The following is an 18,833-nucleotide window of genomic DNA, read 5'->3' on the forward strand; positions in this document are numbered from 1 at the left end:
GGCAAAACCAAAAAATTGCCCTTAAATAAAAATTGCCTGAAATGTCTAATTAGATTATCTTTGCACTTCAAATAAAGAAAATAGTATGTTTGATAATTTAAGTGATAAGTTAGATAAAGCGTTCCATATATTAAAAGGACACGGTAAAATTACAGAAGTAAACGTTGCCGATACCTTAAAAGAAGTTCGTCGTGCCTTATTAGATGCCGATGTTAACTTTAAAATTGCTAAAGATTTTACAACTAAAGTAAAAGAAAAAGCAATTGGTCAGGACGTTTTAACAACACTTCAGCCGGGACAATTATTGGTGAAGTTAGTAAAAGACGAACTAACTGAATTGATGGGTGGTGATGTTGCAGGAATCAATCTTTCAGGAACACCAACAGTTATTTTGATGTCAGGACTTCAGGGTTCTGGTAAAACAACTTTCTCTGGTAAACTTGCCAACTTTTTAAAAACAAAGAAAAATAAAAAACCACTACTTGTAGCGTGTGATATCTATCGTCCTGCGGCGATCAATCAGTTACATGTTGTTGGGGACCAAATAGGTGTTGAGGTTTACTCAGAACCGGAAAATAAAAATCCTGTTGAAATTGCTCAAAACGCAATCAAACATGCAAAAGCAAACGGTTTCAATGTAGTTATTGTCGATACGGCTGGTCGTTTGGCAGTAGACAAAGAAATGATGGATGAAATTGCTCGTGTTCATAAAGCAATCCAACCTCAGGAAACCTTGTTTGTTGTGGATGCAATGACAGGACAAGATGCTGTAAATACAGCAAAAGCCTTCAACGATATCCTGAATTTTGATGGAGTTATCTTAACCAAATTAGATGGAGATACACGTGGTGGAGCTGCAATTTCGATTAAATCGGTTGTAAACAAACCAATCAAATTTGTAGGTACAGGCGAGAAGATGGAAGCAATTGATGTTTTCTATCCGGATCGTATGGCCGAGCGTATCTTAGGTATGGGAGACGTTGTGTCGCTTGTAGAAAGAGCTCAGGAACAATTTGATGAGGAAGAAGCCAGAAAACTTCAAAAGAAAATCGCTAAAAACGAATTTGGTTTTGATGATTTCTTGACACAAATTCAGCAAGTAAAGAAAATGGGTAATATGAAAGATCTGGTTGGAATGATACCAGGAGCTTCAAAAGCCATGAAAGATGTAGAAATAGAAGATGATGCTTTTAAACATATCGAAGCAATTATTCACTCGATGACACCAATCGAAAGAAGTAAACCTGCCATAATCGACGTAAAGAGAAAAGCCAGAATCGCTAAAGGTTCCGGAACGAAAGTCGAGCAAGTAAATCAGTTAATGAAGCAATTCGACCAAATGAGCAAAATGATGAAGATGATGCAAGGTCCAGGCGGAAAAAACCTGATGAAAATGATGGGAGGCATGAAAGGAATGCCAGGCGGAATGCCGAGATAAAAAAATAAGAAAAAAGTTTCAGGTTTAAAGTTTCATGTTCGGGACTAAAACTTGAAACTTTTTTGATTACAATAAACACAAGTTTTAGCTTTTTAAAACTTGAAACTTTAAACCTGAAACATTTTAACTAAAGAATAATGCAACTACTAGACGGTAAAAAAACAGCTGAAGACATTAAAAACGAAATTGCAGCCGAAGTTCAATCGATAAAAGATGCCGGAGGAAAAGTACCTCATTTGGCAGCTGTAATCGTTGGTACAAACGGGGCAAGTTTAACTTACGTAGGAAGTAAAGTAAAATCTTGCCAGCAAATTGGCTTCGATTCAACTTTAGTGAGTTTACCGGAAGATATTACCGAAGAGGATTTACTAGCTAAAATTAAAGAATTAAACGAAGACGACGATCTTGACGGATATATTGTTCAGTTGCCTTTGCCAAAACACATCGATGAGCAAAAAATTTTATTAGCAATCGATCCTGATAAAGATGTTGACGGATTTCATCCAACAAACTTTGGTAGAATGGCGCTTGAAATGGAAAGTTTCATTCCTGCAACGCCATTCGGAATTATGGAATTGTTGGAGCGTTACAAAGTAGAAACTGCCGGAAAACATACAGTAGTGATTGGTAGAAGTCATATTGTAGGACGCCCAATGAGTATCTTAATGAGTCGTAAGGGAAATCCAGGAGATTCTACCGTTACTTTGACACACAGCCGTACTAAAAACTTAGCAGAATTTACTAAAAATGCAGATATTATCATCACAGCTTTAGGAGTTCCTGAATTCTTAAAAGCAGACATGGTTAAAGATGGAGTTGTAATCATTGATGTTGGAATTACTCGTGTAGACGATGCTTCAAACCCAAAAGGTTACGTTATAAAAGGCGACGTTGATTTTGACGGCGTAAGCAAAAAAGCATCATATATTACGCCAGTTCCTGGTGGAGTAGGACCAATGACAATCGCAATGTTGCTTAAAAATACGCTTTTGGCAAGAAAAATGAGAAGCGCAAAGAAATAATCTTTTCGACTATAATAATAAACAAAGCCTATTCAATCGAGTAGGCTTTGTCGTTTTAATTTACTTTGGGCGTGACCGTATTTACAAAAGGCGCTATTTAACATGACGCTTATGTGCGCCTTTCGCAAATACGGTCGGGCTATCCATGCTACTGCGGTAGCTTATTCCTATCCCAATGTCATTAAGTTAAGCTTTTTTTAGATAATTAAGACTGAAAAAAAATCGCGCAAAGTTGCAAAGCCGCCAAGTTTACACACATTTTCTTTGCGACTCTGCGACTTTGCGCGAGATTTATTCGGCAATATTCCCTTAACTTAATGACATTGATTCCTATCCCTCACGCAATTTTACGGTAATGAATCAAGTCCCATTGGGACGATATATTTATAGAAAAACAGTGATTCGTTTTTCAGAACCCCATCGGGGTGACATATAAAAATTATAATTAATTTCGGCACATTAAAAAAATCAAATTTTATACTTGTCAATTCAAAATAAAACATAACTTTGCACTACAAAGTACTTTATTATGAATCAGAAGCACCAAGAAGATTTAGCACATATTCGTTCCATGATGGAACGCTCTTCCAGATTTATATCGTTAAGCGGGCTCTCAGGAGTATTTGCCGGACTTTCAGCGTTAATAGGAGGATTATATGTTTATCAGTTGTTCAAAGCAAACGGACTTGAATATTTTGATGGAGAACATAAATTGTATTCCGCCAATTTAGTTTCTCACTTATTCATTACCGCAGTTATTGTTCTGATTTGCGCTTTTACATTTGGCCTTCTTTTTACGATCAGAAAAAGCAAAAAATACGATTTGCCTATTTGGACATCAGCGACAAAAAAAATGTTGTTTAATTTGGCCGTTCCACTTTTGGCTGGAGGTATATTTTGTTTAGCGCTTTTGTATCATGAAATTTATGGTTTAGTAGCGCCGGCGACTTTAATTTTCTATGGTTTGGCACTTATAAATGCTGAAAAATATACTTTTTCAGATATTAAATATTTAGGATTCTGTGAGTTGGTTTTAGGATTTATTTCACTTTTTTATATTGGATATGGTTTAGTTTTTTGGATCATAGGATTTGGTATTTTGCATATCTTGTACGGATTAATAATGTTCAAAAAATATAAATAATCCAAGCAATGGGAATTATTGATAAACTAAATAAAGATTTTGAAAGCCGTGTCAGATTGGGTATTATGTCCATACTGATGGTTAATAAATGGGTTGATTTCACCGAGATGAAAAATCTCCTGAACATCACCGATGGAAATTTAGCCAGTCATTCCTCGGCACTTGAGAAATCAGAATATATCGAAGTAAAGAAAGAGTTTGTAGGCAAAAAGCCCAAAACTTCATACCAAGTTACACCTAGAGGACGTGCAGCCTTTAAAGAACACTTATCTTACCTTGAAAAATTAATGAAATCTTAATAACTATATTTTTTTACCTAAATACTTTGAAATGCAAAGTACTTTTAAATTTAAAATTATGAAATCGCCACTAAAAAATAAAACCTATAAAAAAGGCGATAACATATTTGACCACTAATAAATAAAATCAACAAATATGAAAAAACACCAGATTATTCTAGCTTGCAGTTTGATATTTACACTGCTTTTTTACAACGAGTCTATAGGAGTGAACCTCGCTATTTTCGGACTATTATTAACCTGTTTGGTTTCGTATTCATTTCAGGATCGGTCGGTTGACAGATCACATTTAGTTTTGGTAATAACATCGGTTTTATCTTGTTTGGCATTTGCTTGGTATGGTGATTTTGCTTCATTTTTGGCTTTAGCAATGTCAGTTCTCTTTTTACAATTTAAAACACAAGACTCAAAACTTAAAGTAATACAGATTTTTCCTCTTGTATTTTTAAATGCATTTGCCACTTTGGGTCGTGTTTTTATGTTTAGCCAATGGCTTCCGGAAAGAAAAATTCATAATAACTTTGCTAAGAAGTTGGTGGCTTATTTTATTATTCCAGCAATTTTTTTAATTGTGTTTTTTGCGGCATATTCATTCGGAAGTACTCATTTTTCTTCTTTACTAACAGATTATACTTTAGATCTTGACATTGTACAAGTTATTCTAATTGGTTTATTGGGGTTTTATATTTCTTTCAGTTTTTGGAATTATTGGGTTCCGGAGCTTTGTTATGAAAAAAATGAGTTATTAGACAATGATTTCGAAAATATAGCCGAAGTCAAAAATCAACAGACATTTTCGTTTCTTGATCTCGATTTCGAAAGAAAAAGCGGCGAGATAACGTTGGTACTTTTAAATTTTATGCTCTTAATTTTTATTGTTACCTATAATTACGAACAGTTTTTCGAAGTGGTAGAAAAAACGAAACTAAGTTCAGATACACACGAAAGAGTAAATGCGGTTATCTTTTCGATTATTATGGCAGTTGGTGTGATCTTGTTTTACTTTAAAGGCGGATTTAATTTTGATGAAAAAGCAACTAATCTAAAAAAACTCGCTAAAATTTGGATCGTTTTAAATGTTATTCTTATTGTAAGTACAATTATTAAAAATTCAGAATATGTTTCTTTTTTCGGTTTAACCTATAAACGATTGGGAGTTTACGCATTTCTGATACTGGCAATAATTGGATTAGTTTTTGCATTTTTTAAGATTACAAAGCAAAAAACAAACGCTTATCTTTTTAACCAGATGGTTTGGTGCTTTTATGGAACAATACTTTTATGCAGTTTTGTAAATTGGGGAAACTTAATTACTATCTATAATATTTCAGTTAATAAAGGAGTAGAAACGACATTTTTAAATGATTTAAATTTTAATGATGAACTACGTCGGGAATATTTTCTGGAAAATAAAATTAAAGAGACAAATGCAGAATTAAATAAAGAGAATGATATTTATATCTATCAGGAAAAAACGTTTTTATCGAAAGCTTTGTATTATGAGTTTTTAAAATAAGATTAATAAATTGTAATAAAACCGTCTTGATGTAATCTTAAGACGGTTTTTTAATGCCTAATTATTTTTGATTCTAAAAATAAAGGATACTTTTGCAGCACTTAAAAAAAAACTTCTCCAATGGACGATTATTATTCGTTACTATTTAATTAAAAATAGCTTTTTGATCTTTTTCAAATTGCTATAATAAACCCCGCAATTTTGAAATGAAAGCCTTTTACAAAAACAACAACGGATTAATCGAGACACAAAAATGGACTCCAAATTGCTGGATCAACATTGAATCTCCTACAGAAACTGAAAAAAAATATCTACTCGAAGAACTTCAAATTCCAGAAGCATTTTACAATGATATTGAAGATATTGACGAAAGACCGCGTATCGAAATAGAAGATGGCTGGACATTAATTATCATGCGTGTTCCCATAAAAAGTAACGACATTAAATTGCCTTTTCAAACCATTCCGATCGGTGTGATTTTTAAAGCTGATATTTGTGTTACCATCAGTTTTTATAAAACAGAAATGATTTCTGATTTTGTACAATACACAAAACGCAAAAACATAAATACAAAAGACAACTTCGATTTAGTTTTAAGATTGTTGTTATCATCAAGTGTTTGGTATTTAAAATATTTAAAACAAATTAATCAAAAGATAAAACTGGCAGAAGACAATCTGGAGAAATCTATTAAAAATCAGGAACTACAGGCACTTTTGCAAATAGAGAAATGTCTGGTGTTTTTCATAACTTCTTTAAAAGGGAATGATGTTTTGTTTCACCGAATTAAAAACCTAAAAGCCCACAGAGAGCATTTTGATCCGGATTTGCTGGAAGATGTTGATATCGAATTAAGTCAGGCACAAGATACAGCCAATATTTACAGTAATATTTTGACGGGAATGATGGATGCGTATGCTTCGGTAATTTCTAATAATATGAATAATATCATGAAGCAAATGACTTCAATTTCTATTATTCTAATGATTCCTACCCTGATCGCCAGTTTATACGGAATGAATGTCCCAAATGGATTAGAAGAAAGTAAATATGGTTTTTGGATTCTTCTTTTTGTATCTGTTATTTTGTCTTCTTGCGGAGCATTCTTGTTTAAAAGAAGAAGATGGTTTTGATAAAAATGTATTCAATATAATTAAAAGAAAAATTCCCATTTGTCATAAACAAATGGGAATTTTTTATAATCTAATAATCTCCTTTTTTCTTAAATCGGGGATCATGTTCTGAGATGAATTCTGTTCTTCTGGTTGGAGGACTTTTAGGCGTTTCTACTTTTGGTAAACTCGCTTCCTCGGTTTTACTGGATGGTTCAATCAACTGATTTAATTCTTTAATCTCATCATCAGTCAAATCTCGATAACGACCCACCGGAATATCAAGCGATATATTGATAATTCGGATACGCTTAAGTGCCGTAACATCATAACCCAAATATTCAGTCATTCTACGAATCTGACGGTTTAAACCTTGTGTAAGGATGATTTTAAAAGTATATTGGCTTATTTGCTCCACCTTACATTTTCGGGTAACCGTATCCAAAATCGGAACACCATTTCCCATTCGTTCTATAAATCGATCTGTAATTGGTCTGTTAACCGTTACCGTATATTCTTTTTCGTGATTGTTTCTGGCGCGTAAAATCTTGTTTACGATATCACCATCATTGGTCATGAAAATTAATCCCTCACTGGCTTTATCCAATCTTCCAATCGGAAAAATACGTTTTGGGTAATTGATATAATCCACAATATTATTTCGAACCTCCAAATTGGTTGTACATTCAATACCAACAGGTTTATTGAAAGCTAAATACACTAATTTTTCGTGTTTCTCTACAATCAATTTTCCGTCGATACGTACTTCATCATTTGGTGAAACCTTGGTTCCCATTTCTGGTACAACACCATTTATTGTCACACGCCCTTCTTCGATAAGTTTATCGGCTTCACGACGAGAACAGTAACCTGTTTCTCCAATAAATTTATTAAGACGTTTTAAATTCTCTTCCATACTGCAAAAGTAGTCAAAATTTAGACTTCTTAGAATTTTAGATCTCAGAGTTTAGATTTTTCACAATCTTGTCATTTCGACCGAAGGGAGAAATCGCACAAGTAATTCGACAAAGATTGGCGACTACAGGCACGGAGTTTCTAGTATGATTTCTCCCTTCGGTCGAAATGACAAACTCAAAAGAAAAACCTTTGTCCCTTTGAACCTCTGCACCTTTGAACCTTCTTCAAGAATGAAACTCAGAACTATCTTCAGGAGTTTCTTTCCTGTCAAACATTCCATAATCACGAACTACCGTCGCAATTCTTAAGTGATAATCCTTAAAAACTTCATTTCTTCCTTTTGATTGGGCGTCGCGATGCATCTCGAGATTTCTCCATTGCTGAATACTTTCTTCATCTCTCCAAAAAGATAAAGACAAAACCTTTTCAGGATTACTAAAACTCTGAAACCTTTCGATAGATATAAAGCCATCTATATCGTCTAACTTTGGTCGCAAACTTGCTGCGATATCAAGATATTCTTCTTTTTTTCCTTCGTTTGGAATCACTTCAAAAATTACTGCTATCATTTTTTTTTGTTTTTTAATTATAATATCGAAACCCAAATATTCTTAGGTAATCGGGCATTAATCATAGGTTCGTATTGAATGTTGTGATCTAAAATGGTTATCGTTTTATATTCATCAAATAAAAGCCATAAAGCTTCTGTCGCTAATTGAATCGAGAAATATTTTGCAAGACACATATGACCACCAATCCCAAAAGTTAGATTTTCAAAGTTATTACTTCTTTCAATGTTAAATTCGAATGCATTTTCAAACTTTTCAGGATCACGATTTGCTGATGCCAGAACAATTAATATGAAGTCATTTTTTTTAATAAGGCTTTCGCCGATAAAAAAATCTTCAGTTGCAATTCTTCTCGTATTGTGAATGGGCGGATCAAAACGAAGCGTTTCTATAACTGATTTTTCTATTGCTTTTTTATTCGAAAAAGTTTTATTTTGAATAATTTGCAACAACGCATTACTCAAAATTCCACGCCCCGCATCATAACTCTGAATAAATAATCCGATTAAATTACTCACAACTGTTTTTATAACCTGTTCAAGTGTCATTTTATGTTTTTCTGCAATGCTAGATAATAATGATTCAAGGGCAAGAGATGATAAATGCTTTTTAATTATGAAAAACAAATCCTCTGAAATTTCATTGATAGAATTTACTTCCTCAACGGTTTTCTTTGGAAGCATTATTTTAACGATAGTTTCTATTTTCTTAGAAATAAAATCAGAATCATTAGTGTCAAAACTGAAACTTTTCAGAAGAATTAAAACAGGTAGTTTTTTACATATCGAATCTACCCAATCTATTTTATTTTCGACTAAACCATTTTGAATTAACGCAGCGGTAACCGGACCGATTTCAACTGATTTCATCTTCGAAAAAATTATTGTTGTGATTTCTTTCGCAATTTCATGTTCAACTCCATTTGACAATCGAGTTAAGTTATTCAAAATATATAAAGCATCTGTATTTAATTTTTGAACGTTATCAGGATTTATATCCGGAATATGTGTTTTAGTATTTTTTAGAATTTCAACGCAATGTTTATAAGAATATATTGCCCAGGTTTTATTTGGTTCATCCCAATAAACGGGATTTATATTCAACATATTTTCATATATTAAATAAGGATCAGGAACATCAGATTGCAAGAATAAAGAAGAGATCATGTTTACTTTTTTAGCAAAGTTATTTAACTTTACACAAGGATACTTCATTCTGTACTTAACTATAAAAACCTAAATGGAAGATCAATTTATAAAAGCGGCAACTTTAATAGGAGATCCAACTCGTGCCGCAATTATGTGGACATTGCTCGACGGAAGAGCCTTTACAGCTACAGAATTGTCAGTTGCAGTAAATACATCGCCACAAAATCTGAGTATGCATCTGGGAAAACTTCTGGATGCTGATTTGTTAAGTGTTGAAAAGCAAGGACGTCATAAATATTACAGATTTTCGAATAAAGAAGTAGCGTATGTTGTTGAAGCAATGGCAAATCTTATTCCGAAACTTGAAATTCAATCCAAAAAAGACACAGAGAAATATCCTCCAATAAAGTATTGCCGAACGTGTTATGATCATCTAGCAGGAAAAATTGGCGTGGCTTTAGCCGATAGTTTATTAAAACAAAAGATAATAATAGAAAATAAAAACACTTTTGAAGTCAGCTCTGAAGGAGAAAAATGGTTTTCTAATTTTGGGATTAATTTAGAAGAAGCCCAAAAACAAGAACGGATATTTTTAAAGCCTTGCCTGGATTGGAGCGAAAGAAGAAATCATATTGCAGGTTCCATAGGTTCGCTTTTATTCAATAAAATGATAAACGAAGATTGGTTGAGGAAAACCAAAGATTCAAGAGCTATAATTATTACCGGAAAAGGAGAAAAAGAGCTGTTGAAATATTTTAAGATAGTGGTTTCTTAGAATTTTAGATTGCAGATTATTAGATTTCGCGCAATCTTGTCAATTTCGACGGAGGAGAAATCACACTCGTGACTCGACAAAGATCTGCGATTTTGATTGTCGAATTTCTATTGTGATTTCTCCTCCGTCGAAATGACAATACTACGGCTTTTAATCAAAAAAAGCTTAGTGCCTTAGCGACTTAGTGGCTCAGAACCTTCCTTAAACAAAAATTCCATCACTTTGTCATACAATTCATCGTCATGCATTCCGTGGCCTAAGCCTTTGGTTTCAACAAACTGACTGTTTTTCCAATTACTTGCGATTTTTTTACCTTCTTCAAAAGCCACAATTTTATCTGATGTGTCATGTGCAATTAAACCGGCAACATTAAATTCTGAAGCGAATCTTTGCCCGGAAAAATCTTCCAGTTTAAAGTTGAAACGCTTCATAAATTTGCCTTCCAGAAGCGAAAACATTTTGGTATTCAAGCTTAGCATCGAAATGTAATTATTAATTAAAATTTTCAAATCTGATGGCGCTCCAAGAATCACCATTTTGTTAATGCTGGTATTTGGGAATAAATATTGGTGATAAACACAAGCTGCACCGCCAATAGAATGACCAATAATAATACTTGGCTGATATTTCTCGACAGCTTTATTAATGAATTCGGCGTAAAGCGGAACATTAAATTCTTTACCACTGCTTTGTCCGTGAGCCGGAGCATCGATGGCAATAATGGTACTTCCTGATTTTTGAAGATGTGGTAAAGTTTTTTTCCAGCGAGAAGCATTACTTTCCCATCCGTGAACAAGAAGAATTTTGGTTTCGTTTCCTTTCCAAACATAAGTTTGAAAATGATGTTCATTATGATGAAACGTTTCTGTTTCAGTATTTTTTAGAATTTTTGGCAAACTGTTTTTTTGTAATCTCCCAATTCTGGGCTGACTAAAAAGGGCATATGAAAGTTCAACAGCTTTTTGTGGGCGAACATAACTCAGAAAGTTAATATATGATCCAACCGATTTTAATGTAATGAAACGAATTCCTTTTTTAATTCCCAAAACTTAATTTTTTTATAAAGATAAAAAATGTTTTGCCACAGAGTAAAATGATTTTCACAGATTAGTAAAAAGTTTCGCCACGAATTAGCACGAATTCACACTAATTAATTCGTGCTAATTCTTGAAATTCGTGGCGAAAAAATACAGATTAGTAAAATCATTTTAATCTGTGGCAAAAAATTAAATGCAAAAAAAAATCCCGATTAAATCGGGATTTTAAATATTTAGAATTTAGAGAACAATTGTTCCATTTTTTCTTTTTCTTCTTCAGCTAGTGCGCTGTCAACTAAAATTCTTCCAGAGTGTTCATCAGTAATGATTTTCTTTCTTGAAGCAATTTCTACCTGAGTTTGTGGCGGAATAGTGAAGAATGATCCTGCAGATGCTCCTCTTTCGATAGATACAACAGCTAAACCATTACGAACACTTGTTCTGATTCTAGTATAAGCAGCTAATAATCTTTCTTCAATCTGAGCAGAAAATTCAGCTGATTTCTCAGACAAGAAGATTTCTTCTTTTTGAGTTTCAGCCATGATAGCGTCTAATTCAGATTTTTTATGTTTTAAATGAGAGCTTTTAGCGTCAAGTTTTTCTTTTAAATTAGAAGTAACTTCTTTTTTATGTTCGATAGAAGCTTTCATTTCTTTGATTTGCTTTTCAGCCAATTGAATTTCTAATTCCTGAAATTCAACCTCTTTAGTCAAAGAATTAAATTCTCTGTTATTACGAACTGATTCTTGTTGTTTTGTGTATTTTTTGATAACCTCTTTGTGCTCATCAATCGCATTTTTTTTCGATTTGATAAGATCTTCAATCACTTCAAGTTCACTTTTCAGTTTCTCTGAACGCGTGCTTAAACCTGCAACTTCATCTTCTAAGTCTTCCACTTCTAAAGGAAGTTCCCCTCTTACGTTTCTGATTTCGTCAATTCTAGAGTCAATAAGCTGTAAATCGTATATTGCTCTTAACTTGTCCTCAACACTTAATTCTTTCGTATTCGCCATATTCTATAAGTACTTAACTGGATTTGTATTTTCTTCTGATAAAATGATTGCAAAATTAAGGATTTTTTTTCGAAGATAATCAACAATATAGTTTTTTGTATAGCGTTCGCTCTCAAAATGACCAATATCGGCTAAAAGTAGACGGTTTTCGGCTTCATAAAACTGATGGTATTTTAAATCGGCAGTCAAAAAAGCATCGGCACCTGCCATAATTGCATTTTTTATTGCAAAACTTCCAGAACCACCCAAAACGGCTACTTTCTTTATTTTTTTTCCTAAAAAGGCAGAATGACGAATTCCGTCAGCAATCATTTTATCTTTTACGAAATGTAGAAAGTCTTTTTCATCCATTTCAGTTTCAAACTCGCCAGTCATTCCCAATCCAATATTCTGATGCGAATTTTGAAGATTGTAAATTTCATAAGCGACTTCTTCATAAATATGATTGGCAAGCAGCGCTTTTAAAATTTTAGATTGTAAGTGTTTTTCAAAAATAACTTCAATTTTTACCTCTGTTCCTGTATGTAATTTTCCTCTTTCACCAATTACAGGATTACTGTTTTCATTTCCTTTAAAAGTAAAAAAACCTTCGGTATTAAAACTGCAATTGTCATAATTTCCAATTGTTCCCGCACCAGCTTCAAACATCGCATTGCGAACTTTATCTGAATTATCAGGAGTTGTATAAGTAACTAATTTTTGAATGAAGTTTTGCTTCGGAATCAAAACCTTTGTATTGGTCAAACCTAAAGCATCACAAAATATTTTATTAACACCTTGCGAATGATTGTCAAGTGCAGTGTGAACGGCATAAATAGCAATATCATTTTTAATAGCTTTGAGGATCGCACGTTCCACATAATTTTTACCTGTGATTTTTTTAATTCCAGAGAATAAAATGGGATGGAAGCAAACCACTAAATTGCAATTTTTAGCAATAGCTTCGTCAATTACGTTTTCTAAGGCATCATGGCAAACTAAAACTCCTGTACTTTCAGTTTCAGAATTACCGACTAAAAGTCCAACATTGTCAAAATCTTCGGCGTAAGCCAAAGGTGCCATTTCTTCGAGAACTGCTAATATTTCTTTGATTTTCATTTTTTGCTTTTAGTTTCTGGTTTTATTTGTTTCAAGTTTCATGTTACTGGGAAAACCTTGAAACAAATTAACGAATTAAATTTAAAATATTTGAATGGTATTGTTTTATGCGGATAAGTAACATTAGTAACACGAGTAACATAATGTTACTAAATTTGTATCTTTGTAATTATAAATCAATAATCATGACTACGGTAATAATAAAAATTAACGAACGGACTAAAGCAGGAAAAGCTTTTATGGCAATTTTGTCCGAAACATTTAGTAATAGCGCTGATGGTGTGGAGATTGTTGAAACAGATTCTAAAAAATTAATAAAAGAAAAAAGTATATATAGTCCTGAATTTATTGCGAAGATTAAAAAAGCAGAAGAAAATATTAGACAAGGAAAAACAACAAGATTAAATCCTGAGGATATATGGGGAAGTATTTTGTAGAATTTGACGACATTGCTCGTAAAGATTTGAAAAATCACTATAAATCAGGAAATAAAGCTACTATTAAAAAGATTGAAAAAATACTTTTAGAATTGACTGAAAATCCATTTTTAGGCGAAGGACAACCTGAGGAACTGAAGCATAATTTTAATGGATATTGGTCTAGAAGAATTAATCAAAAAGACAGAATGATTTATCGGGTAGAAGAAGAAATTGTAACTGTTATTATAGTTTCTGCAATGGGACATTATTCTGATAAATAACTTTATGAAATTACTTCGAAAAATACTTTTTCCGTTTGCTGTTTTATACGGATTCATTACTACAATTAGGAATTTTCTTTTTGATAGAATAAAATTTTGTAATTAATTATGCCGAAGGATAAAAATAAATGTCAGGGAATTGATATTGTTATATATGAATTTAGTACTACCAGTAATTTTGTATCTTTGTGTTTAAATCAAGAATCATGAAAACGCTAACCGTAAAAATAAACGAACGCACTAAGATAGGGAAAGCTTTTATTGTCATGTTTGATAGTTTTAAAGGTTTTGAGGAAATTGAAATTGTTGAAACAGATGCTTATGGACAAGTTAACGAGGAACAAAGTGTATATAGTCCAGAATTTATTGAAAAAGTTAAAAAAGCAGAAGAAAACATTAAAAATGGAGAAACTACAACGCTAGATCCAAAAGATATATGGGGAAGTTTAGGGTTGAAGTAACCAAAATCGCAAATCAAGATATTGAAAAACATAAAAAATCAGGAAATAAAATTTCAATTAAAAATATTGCTAAAATTTTAATTGAACTGTCAGAAAATCCAGATCAGGGTTTTGGAAATCCTGAGGCATTGAAATATGAATATTCGGGATTGTGGTCAAGACGTATTAATCAAAAAGATCGCTTAATTTACAGGATAGAAGAAGATGTTGTAACTGTTTTTGTGATTTCTGCAATGGGTCATTATTCTGATAAATAACTTTATGAAATTACTTCGAAAAATACTTTTTCCGTTTGCTATTTTATACGGATTCATAACTACAATCAGGAGTTTTCTTTTTGATAAAGGAATTCTGAAATCAACTTCATTTGAAGTTCCGGTTATTGCAGTTGGAAATCTAAGCGTTGGCGGAACCGGAAAAACACCTCAAATAGAATATCTGATTCGGTTATTATCTGATCGATATAAAGTCGCAACTTTAAGCCGTGGTTACAAACGAAAATCTGAGGGTTTTGTTCTGGCAGATTCAACTTCAAATGCCGAAATTTTGGGTGATGAACCTTTTCAGTTTTATCAAAAATTCCCTAATATCCAAGTTGCAGTTGATGCCAATAGAATAAACGGAATTACAGAATTACTTTCTCAAAAAGAAAAACCTCAAATAATTTTATTGGATGACGCTTTTCAGCATCGAAAAGTAAAAGCTGGTTTTTATATCTTATTGACTTCTTATGGTGATTTGTATGCGGATGATTTTATGTTGCCAACCGGAAATTTGCGTGAAAGCAGAAGTGGAGCAAATCGTGCGAATATTGTTGTAGTAACAAAATGTCCGAAAGATTTATCGGCTCAAAAACAAGAGGAAATCAGATCGAAGTTAAAACTAAATTGTTCGCAACAATCTTATTTTACATTCATCGATTATGATGATGCAATTTATGGGAAAGAGGAAAAAATTGCTGTGGATGAAATTAAAGACGAGCCAAAATTGCTTTTAGCGGGAATTGCAAAGCCAACGCCATTTTTTGATTATTTAAAAAATGAAAAAGATGAATGTTTGACTTTTCCGGATCATCATAATTTCTCTGATTCAGATCTGGCTTTGATTCAAAGTAAAGCGCAAAGCAAAAAGATTATTACGACAGAGAAAGATTATGTACGTCTGAAAGATTCTAAATTGGTTTCGCAATTATATTACCTTCCAATAAAAAGTACGTTTATTCAGAATCAGCAAAATTTTGATGCAACCGTTTTGGAGTATGTTAAGATTAACTTAGAATCTTAGTCCCGAAGTTTCGGGATAGTACCTCAGAAACTCAAAAAACTAATCAAAAAACTTAGCAATAGTGCTGTAAAATTCATCTGGAACAAATGGTTTTGTAATAACATCATTCATTCCAAAAGATATCAGCATATCTCTGTTTTCGTCAAGCGAAATAGCTGTCAAAGCAATAATTGGAGTTGTTTTATCAAATTCCCTGATTTGTTTTGTTGCTGTCGTTCCGTTGATTCCGGGTAAATGAACATCCATTAAAATCATGTCGAAACGTTTGACTTTTAAAAGTTCTACAGCATCTTCGCCATTATCGAGGATTTCGCAACAAATCGCTTTGTTTTCGAGCATTTTTCGGGTAATCATTTGATTGATTTTGTTGTCTTCAATCAATAGAATCGATTTGTGTTTTAATTGCTTATCGTTATAAGGTTTTACTTCTTCGACTACTTCCAATGGTTCATAGTTAATTTTGAAATTAAGTTTGAACGTAAAAGTAGATCCTTTGCCAACCTCGCTTTTTAGTTTTATTTCGCCACCCAAAAGTTCAATCAGTTTTTTTACAATGGTTAGTCCCAGTCCCGTTCCGCCATACTTTCGATTAACCTCAATAGATCCTTGTGAGAAACTTTCGAAAACAGTTTGTAATTTATCCTCGGGAATTCCAATTCCGGTGTCAACTATTTCAAAATAAACGGTTGCAACTTCCTCTTCCTGAGCATACAGTTTTGCTATGACATTTACGTTTCCGTTTTGCGTAAATTTTAAAGCATTGTTTATTAAATTAAGTATGATTTGGGATAACTTGGTTGGATCGCCAATTAAATTATCCGGAATTGTTTCGTCTATTTCCAGATTAAAATAATTTTTATTGGCTGTTGCTAATTCTTTCAAAGAGCTCTGAATGTTGAATAATAATTCTTTTAAGTTGAAACTAATATGTTCTATTTCAACTTTAGTCGAATCTATYTTATTGATTTCAAGAATTTCATTAATAAAAGTAGTCAGATAATTTCCGGAGAATTTTAAAGACTCCAGATATTTTAATTGTGTTTTTTTAGGATTGTCTTCGAGTAGTAAATGTGTTATTCCGTTAATTGCATTTAGGGGCGTCCGGAGCTCGTGACTTACAGTTGATAGAAATTCTGATCTGGCTTTTGATGCTTTTTCGGCTTTGTTTTTTGCCAGAATGAGTTCTTTGTTTTTTTCTCGTAAGAGTAAATTATTCTGATTTCGAATAATATTATTTTTGTATAAAGCTAAACTCAAAAGAGATAAAATCGAAATAAGGGCAATGGCTAAAATACTGACAAGTTTAGAGTATCGGTAGGTTTTTAATTGAATTTTTTCTTCACTTTCGCGTTTAAGCGTATTGTTTAAAGATTGATTTTTTTTGAATTTTTCAAACTCATTAAGATCAACCTTTGCATTTTTCAACTTTAAAAGATAGTTCTCAATTTGATAATGTTCATCTAAATAAGAGTAAGCAAGACCATAATTTTTATTTTGTTTGTAATACTCACTGATGCCTAAAATAATTTGGGATTTTTGAGCCAGATTATTAGTCCGGGCATTATAATCTAAAGCATTGTCAAAATAAATTATGGCAGAATCATTTCGTTTCAGCTTTGTTTCAATTAAACCAAGCTCGTAATAAGCGTTAGTTTTTGTTTTTAAAATAGAAGGATTGTCTGGTTTTTTAATTATATCTTGAAAAGATTTTGCGGCTAAAGGCAAGTTTTTATTTGTTTTTAGCGCCATTGCCTTCTGATAATTTAAAACTTCGGCATGGTCAATAATATTCAGTTGTTTTAAAAGATCCTCTGCTTTTTTATAATAGATATCAGCTGTTTTGTAATCGCCTTTTGCAGTATTGGTTACGCCAATATAATGCAACGCCAAAACTTTAGTACAAGTAGGATTTACGTTATCAAAGAAAGAAACACTTTTGTGGAAATTTTTTAACGCTTCTTCGTATTTTTTTTGATTGTAATAGATTTTACCAAGCTTAAAAGTCTGGTTGGCTAAATTCTCTGTTTTATGATTGGTTTCGCAAAAATCAATTGATTTTTTAGTGTAAAATACAGCCTGATTATATTCCTTTTTATTAAGATTCTTGTTTACCAGTTTATTATAATAGGAAATGCTATCTGTACTCTGTTTGGTTTGAGAATACAAAAATGAATTAAAAAAACAAACAAGAATAAAAAGATGATATTTCATGTATGGCTATGCTTTTACAATGAACCTTATGTTTTCCTTATTAGTAAAATCAAATCTATCAATCTTGATGAATAGCCAATTTCGTTATCATACCAACCCACAACTTTTACCATTTTGTCAATAACAGAGGTTAGCTGTGCGTCAAACAAGCATGAATGCGTGTTGCCAATTACATCAACAGAAACGATTGGATCTTCTGTGTAATCTAATATTCCTTTTAAATTTGTTTTTGAGGCTTTTTCAAATGCGTTATTAATTTCTTCAATAGTAACAGCACGTTTTACATTAAACGTTATGTCTGTCAATGAACCATCGGGAACCGGAACGCGAATTCCGCAACCTCCGATTTTATGATGCAATTTAGGGAAAATTTTCGTTAATGCCTTAGCTGCACCCGTAGTTGTTGGAACAATCGACTGACTTGCACCTCTTGCGCGTCGCAAGTCCTTATGTGGCTGGTCATGAAGACTTTGATCTGTTGTGTAGGAATGTATTGTTGTGATGTAAGCTTGCTCAATTCCACACAATTCATCGATGATTTTTATCATTGGAGCAGCATTATTTGTCGTGCAGCTTGCATTCGAAACGATATTTTCGCTTCCGTCCAGGATATTTTCATTTACACCAAGAACAACTGTTTTTATAGTATCAACTTCTGAAGGGGCTGAAAGAATAACTTTTTTTGCTCCGGCTTCAATATGTGCATGTAGTTCTTCATGAGTTTTATATTTTCCGGTAGACTCAATCACAAAATCAATATCATGACTTTTCCAGTCTAAATTCGAAATATTTTTTTCATGAAAGAATAAAAAATGTTTTCCGTCAACAATAATACCTTCGTCATCGTGACTAACTTTAAAAGGTAAAACACCGTGAATACTGTCGTATTTTATCAAATGCGACATGGTTCTGTTATCAGCAATATCATTAATTGCAACGACTTCAATTTGGGGATGGTTTATAAGAAGACGGAATAAATTTCTGCCAATTCTTCCAAAACCGTTTATGGCAATTCTAGTTTTCAATGTTTTTATTTGTTCAGTTAATCGTTTGTTCGGCTAATTGATTTAACGATTAAACGAACAAAC

At 32.6% G+C, this 18,833-nt stretch carries 20 protein-coding genes; 12 read left to right on the plus strand and 8 right to left on the minus strand.

Annotation, left to right across the window (positions count from 1 at the left end; all coding sequences use genetic code 11):
- Positions 1–85: 85 nt before the first annotated feature.
- The 6 genes from ffh to EAH81_RS12695 all read left to right on the plus strand — a co-directional run bounded on the left by ffh (position 86) and on the right by EAH81_RS12695 (position 6,552).
- Complete coding sequence (gene ffh / locus EAH81_RS12670; protein WP_140507531.1) at positions 86–1,438, plus strand: signal recognition particle protein; 1,353 nt, start codon at positions 86–88, stop codon at positions 1,436–1,438.
- Positions 1,439–1,575: 137 nt separating this feature from the next.
- Positions 1,576–2,460, plus strand: coding sequence for a bifunctional 5,10-methylenetetrahydrofolate dehydrogenase/5,10-methenyltetrahydrofolate cyclohydrolase (locus EAH81_RS12675; protein ID WP_140507533.1), 885 nt, complete (start codon positions 1,576–1,578; stop codon positions 2,458–2,460).
- Between the two features lie 529 nt (positions 2,461–2,989).
- Positions 2,990–3,604, plus strand: coding sequence for a hypothetical protein (locus tag EAH81_RS12680; protein WP_140507536.1), 615 nt, complete (start codon positions 2,990–2,992; stop codon positions 3,602–3,604).
- 8 nt (positions 3,605–3,612) lie between these two features.
- On the plus strand, positions 3,613–3,903 hold the full coding sequence (locus EAH81_RS12685) for a winged helix-turn-helix domain-containing protein (RefSeq protein WP_140507538.1): 291 nt from the start codon (positions 3,613–3,615) through the stop codon (positions 3,901–3,903).
- Between the two features lie 136 nt (positions 3,904–4,039).
- Positions 4,040–5,419 (plus strand): DUF4173 domain-containing protein, encoded by a 1,380-nt coding sequence (locus EAH81_RS12690; RefSeq protein ID WP_140507541.1) that lies wholly within the window; start codon positions 4,040–4,042, stop codon positions 5,417–5,419.
- Positions 5,420–5,625: 206 nt separating this feature from the next.
- Entirely contained in the window at positions 5,626–6,552 is a 927-nt protein-coding gene (locus EAH81_RS12695) for a magnesium transporter CorA family protein (protein WP_140507543.1), read from the plus strand.
- A gap of 70 nt (positions 6,553–6,622) precedes the next feature.
- On the opposite strand, the gene rluF is transcribed toward EAH81_RS12695, so the two are convergent.
- The 3 genes from rluF to EAH81_RS12710 all read right to left on the minus strand — a co-directional run bounded on the left by rluF (position 6,623) and on the right by EAH81_RS12710 (position 9,184).
- Positions 6,623–7,447 (minus strand): 23S rRNA pseudouridine(2604) synthase RluF, encoded by an 825-nt coding sequence (rluF, locus tag EAH81_RS12700; protein ID WP_140507546.1) that lies wholly within the window; start codon positions 7,445–7,447, stop codon positions 6,623–6,625.
- A 226-nt stretch (positions 7,448–7,673) separates the two neighbouring features.
- Positions 7,674–8,018, minus strand: coding sequence for an antibiotic biosynthesis monooxygenase family protein (locus tag EAH81_RS12705; protein ID WP_140507548.1), 345 nt, complete (start codon positions 8,016–8,018; stop codon positions 7,674–7,676).
- A 17-nt stretch (positions 8,019–8,035) separates the two neighbouring features.
- Entirely contained in the window at positions 8,036–9,184 is a 1,149-nt protein-coding gene (locus EAH81_RS12710) for a cytochrome P450 (RefSeq protein WP_161595806.1), read from the minus strand.
- 73 nt (positions 9,185–9,257) lie between these two features.
- On the opposite strand from EAH81_RS12710, the gene EAH81_RS12715 reads away from it, so the two are divergent.
- Positions 9,258–9,941: an ArsR/SmtB family transcription factor gene (locus tag EAH81_RS12715; protein WP_140507552.1), complete on the plus strand. Its 684-nt coding sequence runs from the start codon at positions 9,258–9,260 to the stop codon at positions 9,939–9,941.
- 173 nt (positions 9,942–10,114) lie between these two features.
- On the opposite strand, the gene EAH81_RS12720 is transcribed toward EAH81_RS12715, so the two are convergent.
- The 3 genes from EAH81_RS12720 to EAH81_RS12730 form a co-directional block, all read right to left on the minus strand.
- On the minus strand, positions 10,115–10,987 hold the full coding sequence (locus EAH81_RS12720; protein ID WP_140507554.1) for an alpha/beta fold hydrolase: 873 nt from the start codon (positions 10,985–10,987) through the stop codon (positions 10,115–10,117).
- A 224-nt stretch (positions 10,988–11,211) separates the two neighbouring features.
- Positions 11,212–11,991 carry a zinc ribbon domain-containing protein gene (locus tag EAH81_RS12725; RefSeq protein ID WP_072964878.1) on the minus strand — a complete coding sequence of 260 codons (780 nt, stop codon included), beginning with the start codon at positions 11,989–11,991 and terminating at the stop codon, positions 11,212–11,214.
- A gap of 3 nt (positions 11,992–11,994) precedes the next feature.
- Positions 11,995–13,089, minus strand: a complete 1,095-nt coding sequence (locus EAH81_RS12730) for a Nif3-like dinuclear metal center hexameric protein (RefSeq protein WP_140507556.1) — start codon at positions 13,087–13,089, stop codon at positions 11,995–11,997.
- Positions 13,090–13,274: 185 nt separating this feature from the next.
- Between EAH81_RS12730 and EAH81_RS12735 the strand changes: the two genes are divergently transcribed.
- The 5 genes from EAH81_RS12735 (at position 13,275) to lpxK (ending at position 15,534) form a co-directional block, all read left to right on the plus strand.
- The gene (locus EAH81_RS12735; RefSeq protein ID WP_140507559.1) at positions 13,275–13,526 is read left to right on the plus strand and encodes a DUF2683 family protein; all 252 of its coding nucleotides are present in this window, start codon (positions 13,275–13,277) and stop codon (positions 13,524–13,526) included.
- Positions 13,508–13,789, plus strand: a complete 282-nt coding sequence (locus EAH81_RS12740) for a Txe/YoeB family addiction module toxin (RefSeq protein ID WP_140507561.1) — start codon at positions 13,508–13,510, stop codon at positions 13,787–13,789. The genes EAH81_RS12735 and EAH81_RS12740 overlap by 19 nt, the downstream gene beginning before the upstream one ends.
- Positions 13,790–13,995: 206 nt before the next feature.
- Positions 13,996–14,250: a DUF2683 family protein gene (locus EAH81_RS12750; RefSeq protein WP_140507563.1), complete on the plus strand. Its 255-nt coding sequence runs from the start codon at positions 13,996–13,998 to the stop codon at positions 14,248–14,250.
- On the plus strand, positions 14,226–14,507 hold the full coding sequence (locus EAH81_RS12755) for a Txe/YoeB family addiction module toxin (RefSeq protein WP_140507566.1): 282 nt from the start codon (positions 14,226–14,228) through the stop codon (positions 14,505–14,507). Before EAH81_RS12750 ends, EAH81_RS12755 begins: the two co-directional genes overlap by 25 nt.
- 4 nt (positions 14,508–14,511) lie before the next feature.
- Positions 14,512–15,534 (plus strand): tetraacyldisaccharide 4'-kinase, encoded by a 1,023-nt coding sequence (gene lpxK / locus EAH81_RS12760; protein ID WP_140507569.1) that lies wholly within the window; start codon positions 14,512–14,514, stop codon positions 15,532–15,534.
- 39 nt (positions 15,535–15,573) lie between these two features.
- On the opposite strand, the gene EAH81_RS12765 is transcribed toward lpxK, so the two are convergent.
- Complete coding sequence (locus EAH81_RS12765; protein ID WP_140507571.1) at positions 15,574–17,745, minus strand: ATP-binding protein; 2,172 nt, start codon at positions 17,743–17,745, stop codon at positions 15,574–15,576.
- A gap of 26 nt (positions 17,746–17,771) precedes the next feature.
- Entirely contained in the window at positions 17,772–18,770 is a 999-nt protein-coding gene (gene gap / locus EAH81_RS12770; protein ID WP_140507574.1) for a type I glyceraldehyde-3-phosphate dehydrogenase, read from the minus strand.
- Positions 18,771–18,833 lie beyond the last annotated feature (63 nt).

The sequence above is a fragment of the Flavobacterium pectinovorum genome (assembly GCF_006438875.1).
GTDB lineage: Bacteria > Bacteroidota > Bacteroidia > Flavobacteriales > Flavobacteriaceae > Flavobacterium > Flavobacterium pectinovorum_A.

What these genes read in the sequence shown, in the direction of transcription:
- EAH81_RS12685 (WP_140507538.1), top strand. Translation starts at nt 3,613, where the DNA reads ATGGGAATTATTGATAAACTAAATAAAGATTTTGAAAGCCGTGTCAGA.
- EAH81_RS12680 (WP_140507536.1), top strand. Translation starts at nt 2,990, where the DNA reads ATGAATCAGAAGCACCAAGAAGATTTAGCACATATTCGTTCCATGATG.
- EAH81_RS12735 (WP_140507559.1), top strand. Translation starts at nt 13,275, where the DNA reads ATGACTACGGTAATAATAAAAATTAACGAACGGACTAAAGCAGGAAAA.
- EAH81_RS12750 (WP_140507563.1), top strand. Translation starts at nt 13,996, where the DNA reads ATGAAAACGCTAACCGTAAAAATAAACGAACGCACTAAGATAGGGAAA.
- ffh (WP_140507531.1), top strand. Translation starts at nt 86, where the DNA reads ATGTTTGATAATTTAAGTGATAAGTTAGATAAAGCGTTCCATATATTA.
- EAH81_RS12675 (WP_140507533.1), top strand. Translation starts at nt 1,576, where the DNA reads ATGCAACTACTAGACGGTAAAAAAACAGCTGAAGACATTAAAAACGAA.
- EAH81_RS12690 (WP_140507541.1), top strand. Translation starts at nt 4,040, where the DNA reads ATGAAAAAACACCAGATTATTCTAGCTTGCAGTTTGATATTTACACTG.
- rluF (WP_140507546.1), bottom strand. Translation starts at nt 7,447, where the DNA reads ATGGAAGAGAATTTAAAACGTCTTAATAAATTTATTGGAGAAACAGGT.
- lpxK (WP_140507569.1), top strand. Translation starts at nt 14,512, where the DNA reads ATGAAATTACTTCGAAAAATACTTTTTCCGTTTGCTATTTTATACGGA.
- EAH81_RS12730 (WP_140507556.1), bottom strand. Translation starts at nt 13,089, where the DNA reads ATGAAAATCAAAGAAATATTAGCAGTTCTCGAAGAAATGGCACCTTTG.
- EAH81_RS12755 (WP_140507566.1), top strand. Translation starts at nt 14,226, where the DNA reads ATGGGGAAGTTTAGGGTTGAAGTAACCAAAATCGCAAATCAAGATATT.
- EAH81_RS12740 (WP_140507561.1), top strand. Translation starts at nt 13,508, where the DNA reads ATGGGGAAGTATTTTGTAGAATTTGACGACATTGCTCGTAAAGATTTG.
- EAH81_RS12695 (WP_140507543.1), top strand. Translation starts at nt 5,626, where the DNA reads ATGAAAGCCTTTTACAAAAACAACAACGGATTAATCGAGACACAAAAA.
- EAH81_RS12710 (WP_161595806.1), bottom strand. Translation starts at nt 9,184, where the DNA reads ATGATCTCTTCTTTATTCTTGCAATCTGATGTTCCTGATCCTTATTTA.
- EAH81_RS12705 (WP_140507548.1), bottom strand. Translation starts at nt 8,018, where the DNA reads ATGATAGCAGTAATTTTTGAAGTGATTCCAAACGAAGGAAAAAAAGAA.
- EAH81_RS12715 (WP_140507552.1), top strand. Translation starts at nt 9,258, where the DNA reads ATGGAAGATCAATTTATAAAAGCGGCAACTTTAATAGGAGATCCAACT.
- EAH81_RS12725 (WP_072964878.1), bottom strand. Translation starts at nt 11,991, where the DNA reads ATGGCGAATACGAAAGAATTAAGTGTTGAGGACAAGTTAAGAGCAATA.